Here is a 20,742-nt window from a genome sequence, read left to right as displayed (position 1 = left end):
AGAGGTGCGGCGATCCGATGGCATGCCCGGGGCGGCCGGGAACCCTCAGTACTTTTGCCGGGTCATGAGGCATTCATGACCGGATGCCCAGAGAGTCGAGTCCATGATGGTCGGCGTCGGTAAGGCATGCCTTGGCTAACCCGCTTGTGCGGGCCGGGGCGTTGGGCCGGGAGGGCCGGTACATGTGGGACGACGCGTTTCCGAGCTTTCTGATCGCTCTGAGGGAAGGACTCGAAGCCGGCCTCATCGTCTCCGTGCTGGTCGCCACACTCGTGCGGGCCGGGGCCAGGTCGCGGCTGCCGCAGGTGTGGACCGGCGTGCTGGGGGCGATCGCGCTGTCGATGAGCTTCGGCGCGGTTCTGACCTTCACCGCGGCCTCCCTGTCCACCGCCGCGCAGGAGGCTTTCGGCGGCGCGCTGAGCATCGTGGCCGTCGCCTTCGTGACCGCGATGGTGTTCTGGATGCGCCGCTCCGCCCGCAGCCTGGCGGGGGAGATCAAGGAGAAGGTCACCGGGGCACTGGCCATGGGCACCGGCGTGCTGGTCCTCACCTCCTTCCTGGCAGTGGGGCGCGAGGGCCTGGAGACCGCCTTGTTCCTGTGGACCACGGCCCGCGCGGCACACGAGTCGGCCGGGCCGCTGACCGGCGCGGGTATCGGCCTCGTGCTCGCGGCGGTGCTGTGCTGGGGGCTCTACCGCCGTGTGCTCTCCATCGATCTCACGCGCTTCTTCACCGCCACCGGCGCCGTCCTCATCGTGATCGCCGCGGGCGTTCTCGGCTACGGACTGCGCGACCTCCAGGAGGGCGGGGTCCTGCCGGGCGGGGCGGCCTACGCCGTTGACCTCAGCGGCAGCGTCGACGCGGGGTCCTGGTACAGCAGTCTGCTCCAGGGCGTGCTCAACCTGACGCCGACGATGACGTGGCTTCAGGCGGCCGGGTACGTCGGGTATCTCGGCGTGGTGATGACGCTGTTCGTGGGGGGCGTGCGGGGAGGCGCTCCCAGCCCGAGCCCGAGCCCGAGCCCGAGCCCGAGCCCGAGCCCGAGCCCGAGCCCGAGCCCGAGCCCGAGCCCGAGCCCGAGTCCCGGCCCGGCCCCCGAGCCCACTCGCCGCCGCCCGGCCTGGCTCGTCCCCGTCGCCGTGGTCGCCGTGCCCGCGCTCCTGGCCGGACTCGTCGTCGCCCTGGCACACCCCGAGCCCGCCGGGGGCGAGACGGTCGCCGTCTCCGCCCAGGACTGCGGTCGGGGCTTCACCGCGCCCGAGCCGGGGCGGCGGACCTTCCGGATGCGTAACACCGGGGACCAGACGTCCGAGGTGTACCTGATCGACCCGTCCTCGAACGCGGTCTACGGCGAGATCGAGGGCCTGGCCCCCGGCACCACCCGGGACCTGGTCGCCACCGTGGCGGGCGGAACGTACGCCTGGCGCTGTGTGCCGGGCGACGGCAAGGCCGTCACCTCGAAGACGGTCCGGGTGGACGGCGCCGCCGGTGCCCACGCCGTCGTCCCCGTCTCCGAGCGGGATCTCGCAGCGCCGCTCGCGGCGTACCGGGCGTACGTGGACCGAGGGCTGGCGACACTCGTCACCCGGACCCGGAAGCTCAGTGACGACATCCGCGCCGGGCACCTGGACACCGCCCGCACCGACTGGCTGACGGCCCACCGCACCTATGCCTCCCTCGGCGCCGCCTACGGCACCTTCGAAGACTTCGAGCAGAAGATCGACGGGCGTCCCGACGGTCTGCCGGGCGGCGTGCACGACAGGGACTTCACCGGCTTCCACCGGATCGAGTACGGGCTGTGGCACGGCGAGCCGGCGGCCGGACTCAACGGCGTGGCACAGCAGTTGGCCGACGACAGCGCCGGACTGCGCAAGGCTTTCCCGCATCAGGACTTCGACCCCTCCGACCTGCCCCTGCGCGCCCACGAGATCCTGGAGAACACCCTCCAGTTCGAACTGACCGGCGACACCGACCAGGGCAGCGGCACCGGACTGGCCACCGCCGACGCCAACCTCGCCGGCACCCGCGAACTGCTCGCCGTACTGGAGCCGTTGCTCAGCACGCGCGCCCCGCGTCTGCTGCCAGCCGTCGACGCGGACATCGCGCGACTGCAGAAGCTGCTCGACTCCGCACACCACGGGACCGGCTGGACCCCCGTCGACCGGCTCGGCCGCGTGGCGAAGGCCCGGCTCGACGGGGCCACGGGGCAGCTCCTCGAAGACCTCTCGCCGGTGCCGGATCTGCTCGAAGTCAGGAAGTCCGCGTGAGCGCGCGGCGACGAAACCACCCCGCGTTAGTGCGCGGCGACGAAACCACCCCGCAGCAGACACCACCCCGCAGAAGACTCCGAAGGGAACCCCCTCATGCCGTCCGCCGACACGCCGCCGCCGGGCTGCCCCGCCCACGCCGGCCGCCGCTCCTTCGTGAAGACGGCCCTGGGTGCCGGAGCAGCCGGAGCCGTTCTGGCCGGGGGCGGGACCGCACTCGCCGAGAGCGGCGGTGCGAGGGCCCGGGCGGCCGAGCAGCAGAGCGCAGCCCCGGTGTCCTTCCACGGAACCCACCAGGCCGGGATCCTCACTCCCGCTCAAACGGCGGCCGCTTTCGTCTCCTTCGACGTCATCGCCGAGAGCCGTGCCGAACTGGCCGATCTGCTGCGAACCCTGACCGGGCGGGCCCGCTTCCTCACCTCCGGCGGCACGCCCGAGGACCTCGGCGTCGTTGCCCCGCCCTCGGACAACGGCATCCTCGGCCCGGTCGTCCCGGCCGACGCGCTCACCGTCACGGTGGGGGTCGGCGCCTCCCTGTTCGACGACCGGTTCGGACTCGCCCGGGCCAAGCCGCGCCGGCTCACGCCCATGCGGACCTTTCCCAACGACGACCTGAACCCCGCCGAGTGCCACGGCGACCTGTCCCTGCAGATCTGCGCGGCCCGCCAGGACACCGTGCTGCACGCGCTGCGCGACATCGCCAAGCACACCCGCGGCGCGCTGCAGATCCGGTGGCGCGTCGACGGGTTCCAGAACGTGCCCCGGCCCAGCGGCACCCAGCGCAACCTGCTGGGCTTCAAGGACGGCATCGTCAACCCGGACGTCGCGTCGGCCCGCGAGATGGACCACCTGGTGTGGGTCGGCGAGGGACAGGGCGAGCCCTCCTGGGCGGCCGGCGGCAGCTACCAGGTCGTCCGGATCATCCGGATGCTCGTGGAGTTCTGGGACCGGGTCTCGCTGTCCGAGCAGGAGCTGATGCTCGGCCGGCGCAAGGACACCGGTGCCCCGCTGGACGGCGCCCGGGAGACCGACAGCCCGAACTACGCCAAAGACCCGCACGGCACGGCGATCCCGCTCGACGCGCACATCCGGCTCGCCAACCCGCGCACCGCGAGGACCGGCGACTCCCGGATTCTGCGCCGGGGTTACAACTACGACCGGGGTGTCGACAACGTCGGCGACCTCGACATGGGGCTGGTCTTCTGCTGCTACCAGCAGGACGTGCGCCGCCAGTTCGAGGCCACGCAGACCCGGCTGATCGACGAGCCCCTCGTCGACTACGTCTCCCCGACCGGCGGCGGCTACTTCTTCGCCCTGCCGGGCGTTCGGGACTCCTCCGACTGGCTCGGCAGAGGGCTGCTCTCGGCCTGACACCTCGGCACGGTCCCAAGTCGCCTCTGTGCCAGAAGTGTTGACCGCGCACTGAAAGCGTTTTAGCTTCCCTTCACCGTACATGCCGACGTGAGGGGGAACCGTGGCAACTGGCTTACGGGAACGAGCAGGTGTGAAGGGGGTGAGTCCCAGCAGTCGCCCCTCCGGACGGGCACAGCGGGAGCGTAAAGGTTTTCAGAGAAGCAGGGGCGGGACGCTGTTCCTGCTCCTGCTCCCCGGCGTCGCCTACTTCCTGCTGTTCCACTACGGCGCGCTCGTGGGCAACGTCATCGCGTTCAAGGAGTACGTGCCGTTCGACGGCCTGTGGGGCAGCCCCTGGGCGGGGTCCGGCAACTTCCGGCGCATGTTCGAGGACGAGGCCTTCTGGGACGCCGTCCTCAACACCCTCTGGATCGCCGTCCTCCAGCTGGTCTTCTACTTCCCGGTGCCGCTCGGCCTCGCCCTGCTGCTGCACACCCTCACCTGGAGCTCGGTGCGCCGGTTCGTGCAGTCGGTGGCGTACCTGCCGCACTTCATCTCGTGGGTGATCGTCGTCGCGCTGTTCCAGCAGGTGCTCGGCGACACCGGCCTGCTCAACAGCGGCCTCAGCGGAGCCGGTCTGCACACCGTCGACATCATCGGCGACCCCGACGCCTTCAAGCCGCTCGTCGTCGCCCAGGTCATCTGGAAGGACGCCGGCTGGGGCACGATCATCTTCCTCGCCGCCCTCGCCCAGGTCGACGAGCAGCAGTACGAGGCGGCCGCCATCGACGGCGCCGGACCCTGGCGGCGCCTGTGGCACGTCACCCTGCCCGCCATCCGCCCGGTGATCGTGCTGCTGCTCATCATGCGGCTCGGCGACATCCTCTCCGTCGGGTTCGAGCAGATGCTGCTGCAGCGCGACGCGGTGGGCCCCGAGGCCGCCGAGGTCATCGACACCTTCGTCTACCACCAGGGCATCGTCGGCGGCGACTACGGATTCGCGGCGGCGGCCGGCCTGTTCAAGGGGCTCGTCGGCGCCCTCCTCGTCTACGCGGCCAACAAGGTCGCCCACCGCCTCGGCGAACAGGGGGTCTACAAGTGAGCGCGTCCGCCCGGCCCGGCTGGATGGAGAAACCCCGGCCGCTCACCCAGGCCGCGAAGGCCCTCGCCCTCGCCGCCGTCGTGCTGCTGGTGTGCGTGCCGTTCCTGGTGATCGTGTCGACCTCGCTGGCGTCCACCCGGGAGGTCGTCGACAACGGCGGCTGGGTGCTGTGGCCCACCGAACCCTCGCTCGACGCCTACCGCGACATCTTCGACGGCGGCATCGTCACCCACGCCCTCGGCGTCAGCGCCGGTGTCACGATCGTCGGCACCCTGCTCAGCCTCGCCTGCACGGTGACCCTGGCCTACGCGCTCTCCCGCCCGGGCGTCTTCGGCGGCAAACCCGTCCTGCTGCTGGTGCTGTTCACGTTCCTCTTCCCGCCCGGCATGATCCCGAGCTTCCTGCTCGTCAAGGAACTCGGCCTGCTCGACTCGTACGCCTCGCTCGTCCTGCCGGTCCTGGTCAACGTGTTCAACCTGGTCGTCCTGCGCGGCTTCTTCCAGTCGCTCCCCGAGGAGCTGTACGAGGCGGCCCGGCTGGACGGGGCGGGGGACTGGCGGGTGCTGGTGTCGGTGGTGCTGCCACTGTCCAAGGCCGCGCTCGCCGTCGTCGGCCTGTTCTACGCCGTCGCCTACTGGAACTCCTGGTTCTACGCCTCGCTGTACCTGGAGAGCGACCACTGGCCGCTCCAGCAGGTGCTGCGCACCTATGTGGTGGCCGGTGCCGGACTCACCGACGCCACCACCGGCGAGGCCACCGTCACCGCTCCGCAGACCGTGCAGATGGCGGTGCTCGTGATCGCCACCGTGCCGATCCTGCTCGTCTATCCCTTCCTGCAGAAGTACTTCACCAAGGGCGTGCTCACCGGCGCCATCAAGAGCTGACCCAAGCCGACACGAGGTGATTCACCCATGCCCCGCATGTCCCGACGCACCCTCCTGCGCTCCATGGCGGTGGGCGGTGCCGCCGTCTCCGTCCCCGGTCTGCTGACCGCCTGCTCCTCCGGCTCCGGCGACGGCGACGTCTCCAACGCCGGGAAAAAGCTGGCCCCTTGGCCCGCCCACCGTCCCGCCGCCGGGCCCAAGCCGGACCTCGCCCCCACCGGGGAGGGCGTCCAGGCCGGATACACCTCCTACCCGTCCGAACTGGTCAAGTCCGTCTCCCGCACCCCCGGCGACGGCTCCACCGTGCGCGTCATGACCGTCTCCTTCGGCACGCCGCCCAAGCCCGCCTCGCAGAACCGCTTCTGGGCGGCCGTCGAGAAGGCCCTCGGGGTGAAGATCGAGTACACGATCATCTCCCAGGCCGACTACCAGAAGAAGATGGCCACGGTGATGGCGGGAGACGCCGACGCCCTGCCCGACATCATCAACATGTTCGCCGGCTTCACCCTGCCCCGCGAGGCGCAGTTCGTGCAGCGCCGCGCCCAGGACCTCACGCCGTACCTCTCCGGTGACGCGATCACCGACTACCCCAACCTCGCGGGCATCCCCACCCACGCCTGGCGCGACATGGGCCGTATCGGCGGCCGCATCTACGGCATCCCGCTGGAACGCCCGCTGCCCGGCTCGACCCTCTGGATCAACCAGGACATGTTCGCCGACGCGGGCATGAAGGAGGGCTGGACCGCCGACGACTTCACCGCTGTGGCCCGGCAGGGCACCCGCGGCCGGACGTACATGCTCGGCGCCGCCCACGGCTCCCTGTTCGGCAACGCCTACCACTCCGCCGCCCACAACGCCCCCCAGCGCTGGGCCGTCACCAAGGACGGCACCTTCCTGCCGGCCGCCGCCGACGAACGCTACAAGGCGTCCATCGCCTTCCAGGCCCAGCTGCGCAAGAACGGCTCCTACCACCCCGACGCCACGTCCATCTCCCAGATCGACCTGACGACCCTCTACTACAACGGCACCGTCGGCTCCATGCAGGACGGGTTCGGCGCCTACCTGCCCAAGTACCGGGAGTCCAAGGGCAAGATGAGCCCCGCCGCGGCCCTCCCGTACAGCGTCGGCGGCGAGCCCGGCGGCATCGTCGCCGCCCGCCGCTCCTTCGGCTACACCGTCCTGAAGAAGGCGAAGAAGGAACGCGTCCAGCTGCTCCTGCGCATCCTCGACCACCTCGCCGCGCCCTTCGGCAGCGAGGAATGGGAGCTCGTGCACTACGGCGTCGAGGGCGTCCACTTCACCCGCGGCAAGGACGGCTCACCCGAGCCCACCCGGCTCGGCGAGGTCGAGAACAACACCAACCTGCCGCTGAAGTACCTCGCCGAAGGACCCCAGGTGCTGTTCGTGCCCGGCATGCCCGACGCCGTGCGCGCCCTGCACGCCTGGCAGCGCGAGGTCGTGCCGCACGCCATCCGCGACGCCTCCTTCGGGCTCCAGTCCGCGACGAACAACTCCCAGGGCGCCACCCTGAAGACGTTCCTCGACGACACGGTCACCGGGATCATCGCCGGGCGTCTGCCGTTGTCGGAGTGGGACGCGGCCGTGCGGAAGTGGCGGAGCCGGGGCGGCGACAGAATGGCCGACGAGTACGCGAAGGACTACGCGGCCAACACCTGAACAGCGGTGGACGGAAGAGGAGACGCGGGGGATGGGGAACGACATGGGGTCCAAGGGGCGCATCACGATCCGCGAGGTCGCCGAGCGGGCGGGCGTGTCCACGGCGACCGCCTCCCGCGCGCTCAGCGGCAACCACCCGGTGCCCGCCGCGACCCGGGCCCGGGTCCTGCGCGCCGCCCGCGCCCTCGACTACGTCGCCAACGCGCACGCCCGCGCCCTGGTCGGCGGCGGCCGCAAGATGGCCGCCGTCGTGGTCCGCCAGGTCACCAGCCCCTTCTACGCCCAGGTCGCCGAGGGCGTGGAGGCCGAGGCCGCCGACCGCGGCTGGCTCTGCGTGGTCGGCGCCACCGGCGGCGACGCGCAGCGCGAAATGGAGTTCGTGCAGCTCATGCGAGAGGAGGGCGCCCGGCTGGTGATCCTGGTCGGCGGGGTCGTCGAGGACGACGCCTACCGCGAGCGTGTCGCCCACTACGCCCACGCCCTCGACTCCTCCGGAGCCCGGCTCGTGCTCTGCGGCCGGCCCGCTCCCGGCGCCGGGATCCCCGCACTGGTCGTGGAGTTCGACAACGAGGCCGGAGCCCGCGCCGTCACCGGCCATCTGCTCTCGGCCGGGCACCGCCGGATCGTCTTCCTCGGCGGCCTGCCCGGCAACACCGCCCTCGATGCCCGCGTCACCGGCTACCGGGCCGCCCTCGCCGAGCACGGGCTGCCACCTCAGGCCGCGCATGTCGTCGACTGCGGACTCGGCCGCGCCGCCGGACACCGGGCGATGGCCGAACTCCTGAAGAACACGCGGGAGTTCACCGCGGTCTTCGCCGGGGACGACATGGTCGCCGCCGGTGCCCTGCGCGCCATCGCCGAGGCCGGACTGAGCGTCCCCGGTGACATCTCCGTCGTCGGCTACAACGACATCCCGCTCGCCGAGGACTTCAACCCGCCGCTCACCACCGTACGGACCCCTGCCGAGGAACTCGGGCGCGCCGCCGTGCGCATCGCCCTGCGCGACCCCGAACACGCCGCCGGGGCCCACCACCTGCTCGGCACCCACATCGTCGTCCGCGACAGCGTCGGCCCGCCCCCGCCCGGGTGAGCCCTGTGACCAACGGAGGAACCGCACCCGCATGAGCGCGCCGCACGTGTCGCTCCCCGACCCGACGCACCTGTCCAACCTGCCCCGCCTGCCCCCCGCCGATCCGTCGACCTCGCCCGTCACCGGCTGGACCCGTGCCCACTGGGAGGCCGTCGCCGACCGCCTTCTGGACGCCCTGACGCCCTACGCCTCCCCGGGCCTGGCCCAGTACCGCCTGCCCGGGCCGCCCAGCCACTCCGGGCCGTGGTCCGACGGACTGGAGGGCTTCGCCCGCTCCTTCCTGCTGGCCGCGTTCCGCATCGCTGGTTCGGGCGGGCGGGAGACGCCCGGCCTGATCGAGCGGTACGCGGCCGGGCTGGAGTCCGGCACCGACCCGCGCAGCCCCGACCACTGGCCGCCCATCACCGACCGGAGCCAGCCCATGGTCGAGGCGGCGTCCGTCGCGATCGCCCTGCACGAAACCCGCCCCTGGATCTGGGACCGGCTCGACGACCGGGTACGGCAGCGGATCGCCGACTGGCTCGGGGGCTTCCTCGGAGCGGTCGTCAACGACTCCAACTGGCGGCTGTTCCAGGTCATCACCGAGGAGTTCCTCGCCTCCGTCGGCGCCCCGCACAGCCGCGCCGAGATCGACGCCGGGCTGGCCCGACTGGAGGACTGGTACCGGGGCGACGGCTGGTACACCGACGGTGACGGCCGCAAGTTCGACTACTACAACGCCTGGGCCCTGCACCTCTATCCGGTGCTCTGGGCGCGTATCGCCGGACCGCGCGCCGACTCCCGGCTGGTGGCGGAACACCGGGCGCGTCTGCGGTCGTTCCTCCACGACCACCAGCACTTCTTCGGCGGTGACGGCGCCCCCGTCCACCAGGGCCGTTCCCTCACCTACCGGTTCGCCACGACAGCGCCCCTGTGGGCGGGCGTGCTCGCCGACGCCACTGCGCTCCCGCCCGGCCGCACCCGCCGCCTCGCCTCCGGGGCGCTGAAGCACTTCGCCGAGCGGGGCGTGCCCGACGAGCGGGGGCTGCTCACGCTCGGCTGGTACCGGCCCTTCCTCCCGGTCACCCAGCGCTACTCGGGCCCCGCTTCCCCGTACTGGGCGAGCAAGGCGTTCCTCGGCCTGCTCCTGCCCGCCGACCACCCCGTGTGGACCGAGCCCGAGGAACCCGGCCCGGCCGACATGGGCGACGTCCGCCGCGCGCTACCCGCCCCGGGCTGGCTGCTGCACTCCACCGCCGCCGACGGAATCGTCCGGCTCGTCAACCACGGCAGCGACCGGCTGCCACCCCCACCCGCGACGGCTGAGGACAGCCCGCACTACGCCCGGTTCGCCTACTCCAGTGCGACGGCGCCCGAGACACCGGCGGACCGAGCTCCTGACAACCACGTCGCCCTGCTCGCCCCCGACGGCACGCCCACCCCGCGCGGCCGCATCCACCCCCTCGGCGTCCAGGGTGCGCGGGCCGCCTCCTGGCACCGGGCGGTGCTCCCGGGCAGCGACGAAGGGCACCGCATCGAGACGGTCAGCGTGGCCCACGGCGCCTGGGAGGTCCGGGTCCACCGCGTCGACGCGCCGCCCGGCACACCCGTGCGCGAAGGGGGCTGGGCCGTCGCCGACGACAGCGCGCCGCCGGTCGCGTCGACCGGCCCCGGGCGGGCGCGGGCCCGGCGCGCCGACGGGCTGACCAGCACCATCGTCGCACTGCACGGGTGGCGGGACGCCGGGGCCGCGGTGGCCCGGGCGGCCGGCACCAACGCCTGCGGCCACCACTCGGCGACCCCCTGCCTCACCCTGCCCGCCCACCCGGGCGGCACCCATCTCCTGGTGACCCTCGTCGTGCTGAGCGCCGACCCGGAGGTGAACGGCGACCCGGAGGTGAAGGGCGACCCGGAGGTGAACGGCGACCCGGAGGTGAAGGGCGACCCGGAGGTGAACGGCGACCCGGAGGTGAAGGGCGACCCGGAGGTGAACGGCGGCCCGAGGTCGAACGGCGACCCAAGGATGAACGGCGACCCAAAGTCGAACGGCGACCCGTACGCGCGAGGTTCAGGAACGCGCGTACGGGTCGCCGTGTCCGGTGAGGTGGAGATCCACTTCCCGGACGGCACCCGGGAGCGGGTGCCGCGATGACCGGGTCAGGCCGCCTCGGCGCGGCCCCGCGTCACCGCCTTCTTCAGCAGCGGCCACACCAGCAGCAGCACGATCACCGCGTACACGGTCACCGCGAACGGCGTGTTGACCAGACCCGTCACGCTGCCGTCGCTGATCTGCAGGGCGCGCCGCAACTGCTGCTCGGCGTTCGGGCCGAGGATCACGCCGATCACGGCGGGCAGCACGGGCAGCCCGTAGCGGCGCATACCGAAGCCGATCAGGCCGATGATCAGCAGGATCACCAGGTCGATCACCTCGCCGCCGACCGCGTAGGCGCCGACCGCCGCGAAGAACATGATCCCGGCGTACAGGTAGGGCCGGGGGATACGCAGCAGCTTCGCCCACACCGGCGCCAGCGGCAGGTTCAGCGCGAGCAGCAGCACCATGCCGACGAAGAGCGAGGCGATCAGGCCCCACACCAGGTCGGGCTCGCGCTCGAAGAGGAGCGGGCCGGGCTGGATGCCGTACTGCTGGAACGCGGCCAGCATCACGGCCGCGACCGCCGTGGTCGGCAGGCCCAGGGTCAGCATCGACACCAGGGTGCCCGCCGCCGAGGCGGACGCCGCCGACTCCGGGCCCGCGACGCCCTCGATGGCACCCTTGCCCCACTCGTCCTTGTGCTTCGACAGGCGCTTCTCCGTCACGTACGACAGGAAGGTGGGGATCTCCGCGCCGCCCGCCGGGATGGCACCGAACGGGAAACCGATGAACGGGCCGCGCAGCCACGACTTCCAGGTCCGGTTCACGTCGTCGCGCCCGAGCCAGGGACGCCCCACCGGGATCGGCTCCGGCGCTCTGCGCCGCAGGTGCGCGGCGACCCACAGGGCTTCGCCGATCGCGAAGAGCCCGACCGCGACGATCACCACGTCGATGCCGTCGGCCAGTTGGAGCGAGCCGAACGTCAGGCGCTGCTGCCCGGTCATCTGGTCCAGGCCCACGAGACCCAGGGTGAGACCGATCAGCAGGGAGGCCAGGCCCCGGATGCGGGACGAGCCGAGGACCGAGGTCACGGCGATGAACGCCAGCACCATGATGGCGAAGTAGTCCGGCGCACCGATGTCCACGGCCAGTTTCGCGACCGTCGGCGCGAGCGCCACCAGCAGGAGTGTCCCGATCAGGCCGCCCGCGAAGTGGCCGACGGCGGCCGCCGCCAGGGCCTGGGCGCCGCGCCCGGACTTGGCCATGGGGTTGCCCTCCATGGCCGCCACCACCGCCGCGCTCTCCCCGGGCGTGTTGAGCAGGATGGAGGTGGTCGAGCCGCCGAACATCGCGCCGTAGTAGATGCCGGCGAACATGATGAACGCGCCGATCGGTTCGAGCCCGTACGTCACCGGCAGCAGCAGGGCGACCGCCATCGCCGGGCCGATGCCCGGCAGCACGCCGATCGCCGTGCCGAGCAGCACGCCGATCACGGCCCACAGGAGGTTGATCGGCGTGAGGGCCGTACCGAAGCCGTCGAGAAGGGAGTTGAAGGCATCCATGTCACAGCACTCCCATCAGCGGACCGCCGGGCAGGGGCACTCCGAGCAGGTTGTTGAAGACGGTGTAGGTGACGAGGGAGAGCCCGGCCGCTATGAGCGGATCGCGGTCGATCCTGCGGCTGCCCAGCGCGAAGGCCGCGCCCCAGAAGAGCAACGCGCCGGCTACGGGGAAGCCGAGCGGCTCGATGAGGACGGCCGCGCCGAGGAACACTCCGGCGAGCAGCAGCACGGTGCGCCAGTCGGCGGGCTCGGACAGGTCGACGTCCTCACCGCCCTCGGCCTGGCCCCGGCCGCCGCGCAGCACGTCCAGGGCGAGCAGGGCGGCGATGACCAGCAGGCCGGCGCCGACCACGATCGGCACGGTCTTCGGGCCGACCGGGCCGCGCTGGGCGATGTCGACGTCCATGGTGAGCGCGTCGGTCAGGACGAGGACGCCCAGTGCCAGCAGCAGGACGCACACGCCCAGTTCGGAGTGCTCCCGCAGCCACGAGCGCCGCGCGCCGCCGGTCTCGGCGGGGGGAATGTCGGTCTGCGTCGTCACAGTCCCAGCTCCTTCAGCACCGAAACCACGCGCTTGTCCTCGGCGTCGAGGAACGCGCCGAACTTCTCGCCGGTGAGGAAGGCGTCGTCCCAGCCGTTCTGCCGCAGGGACTTGCGCCACTCGTCCGAGCCGTGGAGCTCCTCGACGAGCTTCACGAGCTTGTCGCGCTCCCCGTCGTTCAGGCCGGGCGGGGCGACGATGCCGCGCCAGTTGGTGAAGTTCACGTCGTAGCCCGCCTCCTTCAGCGTGGGCGCGTCGAGCCCGTCGACGCGCTTCGGGCCGGTGACCGCGAGGAGGCGCAGCTCGCCCGCCTTGATCTGGTCCAGGTACTCGCCGACCCCGGAGACACCGAAGGCGACCTTGTTGCCGAGGATCGAGGCGAGCAGTTCGCCGCCGCCGTCGAAGGGGATGTAGTTCACCTGCTTCGGGGGGATCCCGGCCGCCCGGGCCATCAGCATCGGCGCGAGGTGGTCGGGCCCGCCGGGCGACGAGCCGCCGCCCACCGGGAGCTTGCCGGGGTCCTCCTTCCAGGCGCCGATCAGGTCGTCGATCGTCTTGTACGGCGAGTCCTTCGCCACGACGACCACGTCCTGCTCCTCGGTGAGCCGGGCGATCGGTGTGGTGTCCCCGAGCGTCTTCGGCGCGTCGTTGGAGCGGACGGCGCCCACGACTCCGAGGCCCATGGACATGGCGAGCTTGCCGTTGCCGTGCTCGCTCACCAGCCGGCTCAGGCCCACCGTGCCGCCGGCACCGGGCAGGTTGAACACCTCGATGTTGTGGGTGAGTCCGGCGTCCTCGGCGTTCTTCGCGGCCGTCCGGGCCGTGATGTCGTAGCCGCCGCCGGGCGTGTTGGGGACCATGAAACGCAGGCCCGGGATCTGTGTGCCGGTCTCGGAGCCGCTGCCGGTGGTCAGCAGCGGCGGTCCGACGAGCACGAGCACGGCGGCCCCGAGCAGGGCGAGGGGAGTGCGCAGGCGCACGAGTGCCACCACCTGTCGGTACGTCGATGCGGGTAGGGATACGCCCTGTGGGGGAGGGTGACGTGGGCCACATGGTGCCCGGGCCCCGGCGAGCTGTCTCCCTTGCGGAACCAACGGAGGTTTTGGTCTTTGCGGTCAGCGGCGGCCGCACGGCGGCGAACCCCCGCCGTGACAGCCGGATGGCCCCGGCGCCGGTGCGCCAGGGCCATCGGGTGCGTGACGGTTCGCCGTCCCCTACGAGGTGTGGATCTCCAGGGCGGCCCGCACGGCGGACTCCAGGGCCCCCTCGATCCACGCCGGCTTGACGGACGTGTGATCACCGGCGAAGTGCAACGGCCCCTCCTGCACGGGGACGGCCGGGAGCAGCTCCGTGTGCTGCCCGGGCAGCAGCACGGACGCCTCCCCGTAGGCGTACGGGTCGCGCAGCCAGCTCTGCGTACGCCCCGCGCCGGTGTAGAAGACCTCGACGCGCTGGCCGTAGACCTGCTGGAGACCGCACAGCGCGTGCGGGTAGCGCGCCTCGTCGTCCAGGGAGTCCCAGCGCAGCGCGTCGTCGGCCCAGCTGTAGGAGGCCAGCACGACACCGCCCGCGCTGCCCGGAACCGGATGGGAGGGATGGAACATGAACCGGTTGGCGTTGTCCGACACCGAGCCGCCGCCGACGACGCCGACCGCCTCGGGCTGGTCGCGTGCGCTCGCGCGGTTGGCGGCGTAGTGGGTCCGCTGACCCGCCGTGATGTGCCCGTCGGGCACCGAGGGGTGGGCGCCGAGAAGACTGCCGTCCCCGGCGGCGCGGCCGGTGCGGTACGCGTCGTACAGGCCCGGGTCGACGGCGTTCAGTTCGCGCTTCCAGTCGGCCTCGTCGAACTCCCACCAGCGGCGGCTGAACTCCAGCAGCACCTTGGTCGCGCTGTCGTAGTGCAGTTCGCTGACCGCGCGGCGCTTGCCGTACGACAGGGGCGGGTCGACCTGTACGTGGCGCAGGCCGGAGAACGGCACCGTGACCACGGCGACGTCCGCCGTGAACTGCTCGCGTACGACCGGGCCGCCACGGCCCTCGGACACCGTGTCCACCCACACGTGCGGGCCCTTGCCGCGGACGCGGCCGGCGTCCGGAGCAGGGCGGTCGGGGTGGTGGTACTCGATGCGCGTGACACGGCGGTCGAACCGCACGTCCTCGCGCACGCGTTCCAGCAGGGCGTCGGGCAGTACGGCCGTGCCGCCCTCCAACTCGTAGAACGGTGTGTCGGGGCTGATGAGGGAGGAGCCGATGAAGCTGTGGATGAAGGAGAGCGGGAGGCGTGAGGTGAGGTTCTCCAGGGTGCCGATCAGGTCGATGGTCCGCTCGTCCAGTCCGGCGTGCTCGGTGAGGAAGCGGAACATCGACCAGTCACCGAACCGCTTCACCACGCGGGCCCAGCCCCGCAGTCGCTCGGCGAGCGGCTTGTCGACGCGCTTGCCGTCGGCGTTGACGTAGCTGAACTCGTCGCGCACCGGGTCCAGTGCGGCGCGCAGGATGGCGGCGGCCGGGGTGTCCCAGTGGGCCTTGGGGACGCCGAAGGACCGGTTCACGCGCCGGGGGGCGCGGGCGTAGTCGGTGCGCCGCACGCGGATGCCGTTGACGTGGATCCAGGTGCGGCCGGCGGGGCGTCCTTCGGCGTCGACGTCGACGTAGTGGAAGCGCCGCTTCTCGAGGCCGAACTGGTCGATCAGTTCCATCACCAGGGGGTGGCTGCCGGGGATGCGCATCGCGCCCGCCTCGGCGTACTGGCGGGGGTCGGCGAAGGGCTGCTCGGCGTCCTCGTGGCCGCCGCTGCGGAAGGTCTTGATGCGTCCGCCCGCTCGGTTGCCGTTGGCCTCCAGGACCGTCACCCGGTGACCGGCCTTCTTGAGCAGCCACGCGGCGACCAGCCCGGCCGGACCGGCGCCGATGACGAGGACGTCTTTGGGGCGTGTCCGGCGCTGAGCCGGCAACCCCTTCTCGAGGACGCGCTGGTAGCGGGGGACGAGGGGGCGGTCGGCGGAGTCCAGAACGAGCAGTGCGCGGGCGACGGCGAGGCACCTGTCGAAGTCGGCACCACGTCTGCCGCCCGGGGCAGTCGGGGCGGCCGGGGCAGCCGTTGCGGGCAGAGCCGTGGCGGCACCGCCGGCCAGAGCCGTCGCCACCGTGGCCGTGCCTGCCACCGCCGCGAAGCTCCTCCGGGAGAGGCCGTCGTCCGAGCGCACCACCGCGTGATCTTCAGTCATGGCGGTCTTTGTACTGGCGTCCTCGCCCCGGCCGCCGCCCTTCGCCCGGGCGTTGACCCGAAGGAGCGAAACCGGCTGGAAACCCTGACGTCAGAGCAGGTTCGCCGACGTGGGCGCCCATCGGCCCCGGTCGGCGCCCACCGGCAACCCGAAGGAATGAACGCGGAGCGAACCGCGTCCGCCGCCCTGATCGAGCCCCCACACTGCGACTTGCGGATGTACATCCGTGCTCTCCGGCCGTCGCGCACCCGGCGCATCGTGTGCACGGCGCCGACCGGCCTTTCGGAGAGCGCGGGCGACGGAGGGGGAAGAGTGGCGCAGCGGCGCGCTCCGTTGGGTGACCGGGCCCGTTACTGGTTCGACAGCACGCTGGCCCGCGGTGCCTCGGCGATCGTCGGCTGGATGGCGCTGCTGTGCCTGGCCGTGGTCGTCCCGGCCAGTGCGGTGGTGGTGTGGACCGACCCCGACGCGCCTCAGTCGCTGCCCGGCCGGCTGGCGGCGGTGTGGCACCTCACCGGCGAGACCCTCCGGCTGGGCGGCGCGACGGGTGCGCCGCTGCGCGTGACGATGTCGGTGCTGCTCGCCCTGGTCGCCCTGCTGTACGTCTCGACGCTCGTCGGCCTGATCACGACGGCGCTCACGGAGCGGCTCACCGCGTTGCGACGGGGCCGCTCCACCGTGCTGGAACACGGGCACGTCGTGGTCCTGGGCTGGTCGGAGCAGGTCTTCACGGTGGTGAGCGAACTGGTGGCCGCCAACGCCAATCAGCGGCGCGCGGCGGTGGCGGTGCTGGCCGACCGGGACAAGACCGCCATGGAGGAGGCCCTGAGCACCAAGGTGGGTCCCGTCGGCCGTACGCGGCTGATCTGCCGCAGCGGCCCCACCACCGACCCGGCGGTACTCACCCTGACCAGCCCGGCGACGGCGGGCGTCGTGCTGGTCCTGCCGCGCGACGAGCCGGACGCCGATGCCGAGGTGGTCAAGACGCTGCTGGCGCTGCGGGCCGCCCTGCCCGGGGAAGGGGCTCACCCGCCCGTCGTCGCCGCCGTCCGGGACGACCGCTACCGTCTGGCCGCCTCACTCGCCGCCGGGCCGGGCGGCGTGGTGCTGGAGAGCGACACCGTCACCGCGCGGCTGATCGTCCAGGCCGCCCGCCGTCCCGGGCTCTCGCTCGTCCACCAGGAGCTCCTCGACTTCGCCGGCGACGAGTTCTACCTGGTCGCCGAACCGACCCTGACCGGACGCCCGTTCGGGGACGCGCTGCTGTCCTACCCGACGTCGAGCGTCGTCGGGATCGTGCGCGGCGACACCCCTCTGCTCAACCCGCCGCCGCAGACGCCCCTCGCCGAGGACGACCTGCTCGTCGTCATCTCCCGGGACGACGACACGGTCTGGCCGGCCGACTGCGCGGACTCGGTCGACAAGGCGGCCATGGCGTCCGGCCCTGTCACCCCCGCACGGCCGGAGCGGGTCCTGATGCTGGGCTGGAACCGCCGGGCACCGCTCATGGTCGACCAGCTGCGCCGCCGGGCCCGGCCCGGATCGGCGGTGGACGTGGTGTCGGACGGCGGTGAGGCGACGGTCCGGGAGGTGAACGAGGCCGACGCGCACCACGGCACCGACCTGACCCTGACCCTGTACCCCGGCGACGTCACGCGTCCGGAGACCCTGCGAGGTCTGGACGTGCACTCCTACGACAGCGTGATCGTGCTCGGCCAGGACCCCGCTCCCGGGCAGCCGCCGGACGAACCCGACAACCGCACGCTCGTCACCCTCCTGCTGCTGCGCCGGCTGGAGGAAGCCTCCGGGCGCGAACTGCCCGTCGTCACGGAGCTGGTCGACGACCGCAACCGGGCACTGGCGCCCCTGGGCCCCGGAGCAGACGTGATCATCAGCGGCAAGCTCATCGGCCTGCTCATGGCGCAGATCTCCCAGAACCGGCACCTCGCGGCGGTGTTCGAGGAGCTGTTCTCCGCCGACGGCACCGGCATCCGCCTGCGGCCGGCCGGCGACTACGTGCTGCCCGGCTGTGAGACGACCTTCGCCACGGTCGTGGCCGCGGCGCGGCAGCGCGACGAATGCGCCATCGGCTACCGGAGCCACGACGACGCGTCGACGAGTCCGGGCTACGGCGTGCGGATCAACCCGTCCAAAGCCGGACGACGTCGCTGGACGGCCGACGACGAGGTGATCGTGGTGGGCAGGGACTGAGACTCGGCAGCCAAAAGCCGTTCAGGTGCCCGTGATCCGTGTGAAGAAACTCGAAAATTCGACTGTGTGTTCGCTTGCTGGCGGGGCAATCGGAGGAGCGGAGGTTGATAACTATGGTTCCCCTGCTTCTCGTCCTGCTGCTGGCCCTGGTCCTCTTCGGCGCGGGCTTCGCCCTGAAGGCCCTCTGGTGGATCGCGGTGATCGTGCTGGTCCTGTGGCTGCTCGGCTTCGTGCTGCGCAGCGCGGACAGTGGTGGCCGTCGGGGCCGCTGGTATCGCTGGTAGACGGGCAGGCCGCCGCCCGCGGCGAGGAAAACGTAAGGAATGGGGTAGACGAAAGTGGCCCGATTCTCTTCCAGGAAAGGCGTTCCTTTTCCATGGCCGATACGCAAGACGTCGTAGAACTCATTCTTCAGGACCACCGGCGCATGGAAGACCTCTTCCGGCGGATGCGCAGCGTCGAGGACGACCGGGCGGATGCGCTGCGGGAGTTCGCGGACCTGCTGATCGCGCACGCGCAGGCCGAGGAGGCCAAGGTCTACCCGGCGCTGAAGCGGTACAAGAACATCGACGATGAAGAGGTCGAGCACGGCGAGCACGAGCACGACGAGGGCAACGAGGCACTCCTGGAGCTCCTCCAGGTCGAGGAGGTCGGCTCCGAGGAGTGGGACTCCAAGCTGGAGGAGCTGGTGGAGGCCGTCACCCACCACGCCGACGAGGAGGAGCGCACCATCCTCAACGGCGCCCGCGAGAACGTGGCGATGGAGCGCCGGGAGGAGCTGGGCCGGGCGTTCGCGCAGGAGCGTGAGCGTCAGCTGAGGGCCGGCTGCGGCTCCGTGCAGAACGTGCGCAAGATCGTCCAGTCCTGACTCGCCATGCCGGCCCTGATGGTCACCGCCCGCGGGCGGTGACCATCAGGGCCGGTTGCTGTCAAGGACGGCGCGCCAAGGCCGCGCCACCACGCCAAGGCCGCGGACCGCGCAGCAAGGTCGCAGCACTAGCGGGTGCTGGGCGCCGCGCAGCCGACGTCCCGTGCGGGCAGCCGCCCCGTGGCGAGGTACGCGTTGACCGCTTCGTCGGCACAGGCAGACCCGTACACGCCGTACACCGCGTGCTGGTCGGCCCCCTTCAGGGTGACCAGGCGCGAGGAGGGCCACATCTCCCGGACGGCCTCGGCGCCGTCGTGGGAGGTGCGCGGGTCCCCGGTGGCGCTCACCAGCAGGGCCGGAAGGTCGTCCCGGATCCTGGTCGGACGCTCGCGCGGCCGGTCCCAGAACGCGCACGGGTTGATGTTGTCGGTCACGGGCGCGAAGAGCGGGTCCCCGGCCCGGGTGCGCTGGACGTCGCGCCAGTACACCTCGGGATCACGCGGCGCGGCGTTGTCGCCGCACACGATCGCCGTCTGCGCGCTGCCGTAGGGGGAGTGGGTGCCGGTGAGCACGAACTCGAGCACTTCGGCGAGCCACGGCGACGGCTTGACCCGTTCCCCCCGCGAGGCCCGCAGCATGTCCCGTACCCCCTGGGCGAAGTCTCCGTAGGCGGCGTCATTGTGCTGCGAGAGGCCGTTGAGGGCGACGACGGGCATGACGTGCTCGTCCAGCCGGTGCTCGCCGAGCCGCAGCGGGGAGCGGGTTGCGGCGGCCCGGACCCGCTCCACCGTTGCCAGCACCTCGCCGCGCGTACGGCCGAGCCCGTAGTCCGTGTCGCGGGCGGCGGCCCAGGAGGCCCAGCCCTTCAAGGCGTCACGGTTGGCCGGCTCGGTGCCCCGCAGGAGCCGGGAGCTGTGGCGCTCCGGATCGATCACACCGTCCAGGACGACCCGGTCGGTGCGGCCCGGGAACATCGAGGCGTACACCTCGCCCAGGTAACTGCCGTACGAGTACCCCAGGTAGGAGATCCTCCGCTCGCCGAGCGCGGCCCGGACGACGTCCATGTCGCGGGCGGTGTCGCGGGTGGTGGCATGGGGGAGCGCGTCGCCCGCGTGGGCGCGGCAGCGGTCGGCGAGGTCCTTCGAGAAAGCCGCCGTGCGGTCGAATCCGGCACGCTCCTCACCCGCCCCGCGCCAGGCCGAGCCGGTCGGCCAGCGGCAGTCCAGCGGGGTGCTGCGGCCGATGAATCGGGGGTCGACGCCCACCACGTCGAACCGCGCGGCCACGTCCTTCATGGCATCGCGCACCCAAGGCGGATCGCCCAGCGAGGGTCCGCCCGGGCCGCCGCCGTTGAGGAGCAGGGGGCCGACGCGGCGGCCGGTGTCGGTGGCGCGGATCCGGGAGATCGCGACGGTGATCGTCCGGCCGCCGGGGTCGGAGTAGTCCAGCGGGACGGTCACGTCGGCGCAGCGGGCGCCCGCCTGCGCCAGTTCCTTGCCGGTGCTGTCGTCCGGCCCGAGCACGCAGCTCTTCCAGGTGAGGTGCTGCTGGTGGTAGCGGGCGAGAGGCTCCGGGGCCGCCCGGGCCGTGGCGGGCAGGGCCGTGAGGACGAGGGTGGCGGCCGTCAGGGCGAGGGCGGCTCGTGTGGTTCCCGGGGGACGGGATAACACGTGGGGATGTCCTTCCTGTCGTCGATGTCCCCTCGATGGGCCGGCGGGGACATGCCGCTGAGGGGCGTTGTGCGACAGAACGGTAGGGGTGGCCCGCTGCCCGATCACTCCGGCTGGCAGCCGGTTCGTGGGTGGGGCCAGCCCCAGTGGCGAGGCGGCGGAATGCCGTTTCCACGAGTGGGGCGGCCATCCCAATCTCCGCCCCGAGCTGGGACAATG

At 72.1% G+C, this 20,742-nt stretch carries 15 protein-coding genes; 10 read left to right on the top strand and 5 right to left on the bottom strand.

Translation table 11 applies throughout. From position 1 onward, the window contains the following. Positions 1-182: 182 nt before the first annotated feature. From efeU to ACFY9S_RS27860, 7 genes are all read left to right on the top strand, one after another. A complete protein-coding gene (gene efeU, locus ACFY9S_RS27890; protein WP_391133377.1) occupies positions 183-2,267 on the top strand; it encodes an iron uptake transporter permease EfeU in 2,085 nt (694 codons plus the stop codon). A gap of 96 nt (positions 2,268-2,363) precedes the next feature. Then, positions 2,364-3,638: an iron uptake transporter deferrochelatase/peroxidase subunit gene (gene efeB / locus ACFY9S_RS27885; protein WP_391133207.1), complete on the top strand. Its 1,275-nt coding sequence runs from the start codon at positions 2,364-2,366 to the stop codon at positions 3,636-3,638. A gap of 217 nt (positions 3,639-3,855) precedes the next feature. Then, entirely contained in the window at positions 3,856-4,722 is an 867-nt protein-coding gene (locus ACFY9S_RS27880) for an ABC transporter permease subunit (RefSeq protein WP_391133374.1), read from the top strand. Then, positions 4,719-5,606 carry an ABC transporter permease subunit gene (locus tag ACFY9S_RS27875; RefSeq protein ID WP_391133204.1) on the top strand — a complete coding sequence of 296 codons (888 nt, stop codon included), beginning with the start codon at positions 4,719-4,721 and terminating at the stop codon, positions 5,604-5,606. Before ACFY9S_RS27880 ends, ACFY9S_RS27875 begins: the two co-directional genes overlap by 4 nt. A 27-nt stretch (positions 5,607-5,633) precedes the next feature. Next, positions 5,634-7,283 (top strand): extracellular solute-binding protein, encoded by a 1,650-nt coding sequence (locus ACFY9S_RS27870; RefSeq protein ID WP_391133201.1) that lies wholly within the window; start codon positions 5,634-5,636, stop codon positions 7,281-7,283. A 43-nt stretch (positions 7,284-7,326) separates the two neighbouring features. Beyond that, entirely contained in the window at positions 7,327-8,373 is a 1,047-nt protein-coding gene (locus ACFY9S_RS27865; protein WP_391133371.1) for a substrate-binding domain-containing protein, read from the top strand. A gap of 31 nt (positions 8,374-8,404) precedes the next feature. Beyond that, complete coding sequence (locus tag ACFY9S_RS27860) at positions 8,405-10,504, top strand: DUF2264 domain-containing protein (RefSeq protein WP_391133198.1); 2,100 nt, start codon at positions 8,405-8,407, stop codon at positions 10,502-10,504. Positions 10,505-10,509: 5 nt separating this feature from the next. Here the strand turns inward: ACFY9S_RS27860 and ACFY9S_RS27855 are convergent, their stop codons facing one another. The 4 genes from ACFY9S_RS27855 to ACFY9S_RS27840 form a co-directional block, all read right to left on the bottom strand. Then, positions 10,510-12,006 (bottom strand): tripartite tricarboxylate transporter permease, encoded by a 1,497-nt coding sequence (locus ACFY9S_RS27855; protein WP_391133195.1) that lies wholly within the window; start codon positions 12,004-12,006, stop codon positions 10,510-10,512. Position 12,007: 1 nt separating this feature from the next. Continuing rightward, entirely contained in the window at positions 12,008-12,547 is a 540-nt protein-coding gene (locus tag ACFY9S_RS27850) for a tripartite tricarboxylate transporter TctB family protein (RefSeq protein ID WP_391133192.1), read from the bottom strand. Further along, positions 12,544-13,527 (bottom strand): tripartite tricarboxylate transporter substrate-binding protein, encoded by a 984-nt coding sequence (locus tag ACFY9S_RS27845; protein ID WP_391133368.1) that lies wholly within the window; start codon positions 13,525-13,527, stop codon positions 12,544-12,546. Before ACFY9S_RS27845 ends, ACFY9S_RS27850 begins: the two co-directional genes overlap by 4 nt. A 234-nt stretch (positions 13,528-13,761) precedes the next feature. After that, positions 13,762-15,774, bottom strand: a complete 2,013-nt coding sequence (locus ACFY9S_RS27840) for an FAD-dependent oxidoreductase (protein ID WP_391133189.1) — start codon at positions 15,772-15,774, stop codon at positions 13,762-13,764. 312 nt (positions 15,775-16,086) lie between these two features. Between ACFY9S_RS27840 and ACFY9S_RS27835 the strand changes: the two genes are divergently transcribed. The 3 genes from ACFY9S_RS27835 to ACFY9S_RS27825 all read left to right on the top strand — a co-directional run bounded on the left by ACFY9S_RS27835 (position 16,087) and on the right by ACFY9S_RS27825 (position 18,853). Beyond that, positions 16,087-17,985 (top strand): NAD-binding lipoprotein, encoded by a 1,899-nt coding sequence (locus ACFY9S_RS27835; RefSeq protein WP_391133186.1) that lies wholly within the window; start codon positions 16,087-16,089, stop codon positions 17,983-17,985. 113 nt (positions 17,986-18,098) lie between these two features. Beyond that, positions 18,099-18,269, top strand: coding sequence for a DUF5670 family protein (locus tag ACFY9S_RS27830; RefSeq protein WP_031139394.1), 171 nt, complete (start codon positions 18,099-18,101; stop codon positions 18,267-18,269). Positions 18,270-18,361: 92 nt separating this feature from the next. Further along, positions 18,362-18,853, top strand: coding sequence for a hemerythrin domain-containing protein (locus tag ACFY9S_RS27825; protein WP_391133182.1), 492 nt, complete (start codon positions 18,362-18,364; stop codon positions 18,851-18,853). Between the two features lie 128 nt (positions 18,854-18,981). Here ACFY9S_RS27825 and ACFY9S_RS27820 read toward each other — a convergent pair whose 3' ends face one another. After that, positions 18,982-20,523 carry an alpha/beta fold hydrolase gene (locus ACFY9S_RS27820; RefSeq protein WP_391133179.1) on the bottom strand — a complete coding sequence of 514 codons (1,542 nt, stop codon included), beginning with the start codon at positions 20,521-20,523 and terminating at the stop codon, positions 18,982-18,984. Positions 20,524-20,742 lie beyond the last annotated feature (219 nt).

The organism is Streptomyces sp. NPDC012474 (assembly GCF_042955185.1).
Lineage (GTDB): Bacteria > Actinomycetota > Actinomycetes > Streptomycetales > Streptomycetaceae > Streptomyces > Streptomyces cahuitamycinicus.
The sequence above is the reverse complement of the archived record's forward strand: the minus strand, read 5'-3'. Positions and strand labels throughout refer to the sequence as shown.

Coding starts and splice junctions, on each gene's coding strand:
- efeU (WP_391133377.1), top strand. CDS start 183: ATGTGGGACGACGCGTTTCCGAGCTTTCTGATCGCTCTGAGGGAAGGA.
- efeB (WP_391133207.1), top strand. CDS start 2,364: ATGCCGTCCGCCGACACGCCGCCGCCGGGCTGCCCCGCCCACGCCGGC.
- ACFY9S_RS27870 (WP_391133201.1), top strand. CDS start 5,634: ATGCCCCGCATGTCCCGACGCACCCTCCTGCGCTCCATGGCGGTGGGC.
- ACFY9S_RS27865 (WP_391133371.1), top strand. CDS start 7,327: ATGGGGTCCAAGGGGCGCATCACGATCCGCGAGGTCGCCGAGCGGGCG.
- ACFY9S_RS27860 (WP_391133198.1), top strand. CDS start 8,405: ATGAGCGCGCCGCACGTGTCGCTCCCCGACCCGACGCACCTGTCCAAC.
- ACFY9S_RS27855 (WP_391133195.1), bottom strand. CDS start 12,006: ATGGATGCCTTCAACTCCCTTCTCGACGGCTTCGGTACGGCCCTCACG.
- ACFY9S_RS27840 (WP_391133189.1), bottom strand. CDS start 15,774: ATGACTGAAGATCACGCGGTGGTGCGCTCGGACGACGGCCTCTCCCGG.
- ACFY9S_RS27830 (WP_031139394.1), top strand. CDS start 18,099: ATGGTTCCCCTGCTTCTCGTCCTGCTGCTGGCCCTGGTCCTCTTCGGC.
- ACFY9S_RS27825 (WP_391133182.1), top strand. CDS start 18,362: ATGGCCGATACGCAAGACGTCGTAGAACTCATTCTTCAGGACCACCGG.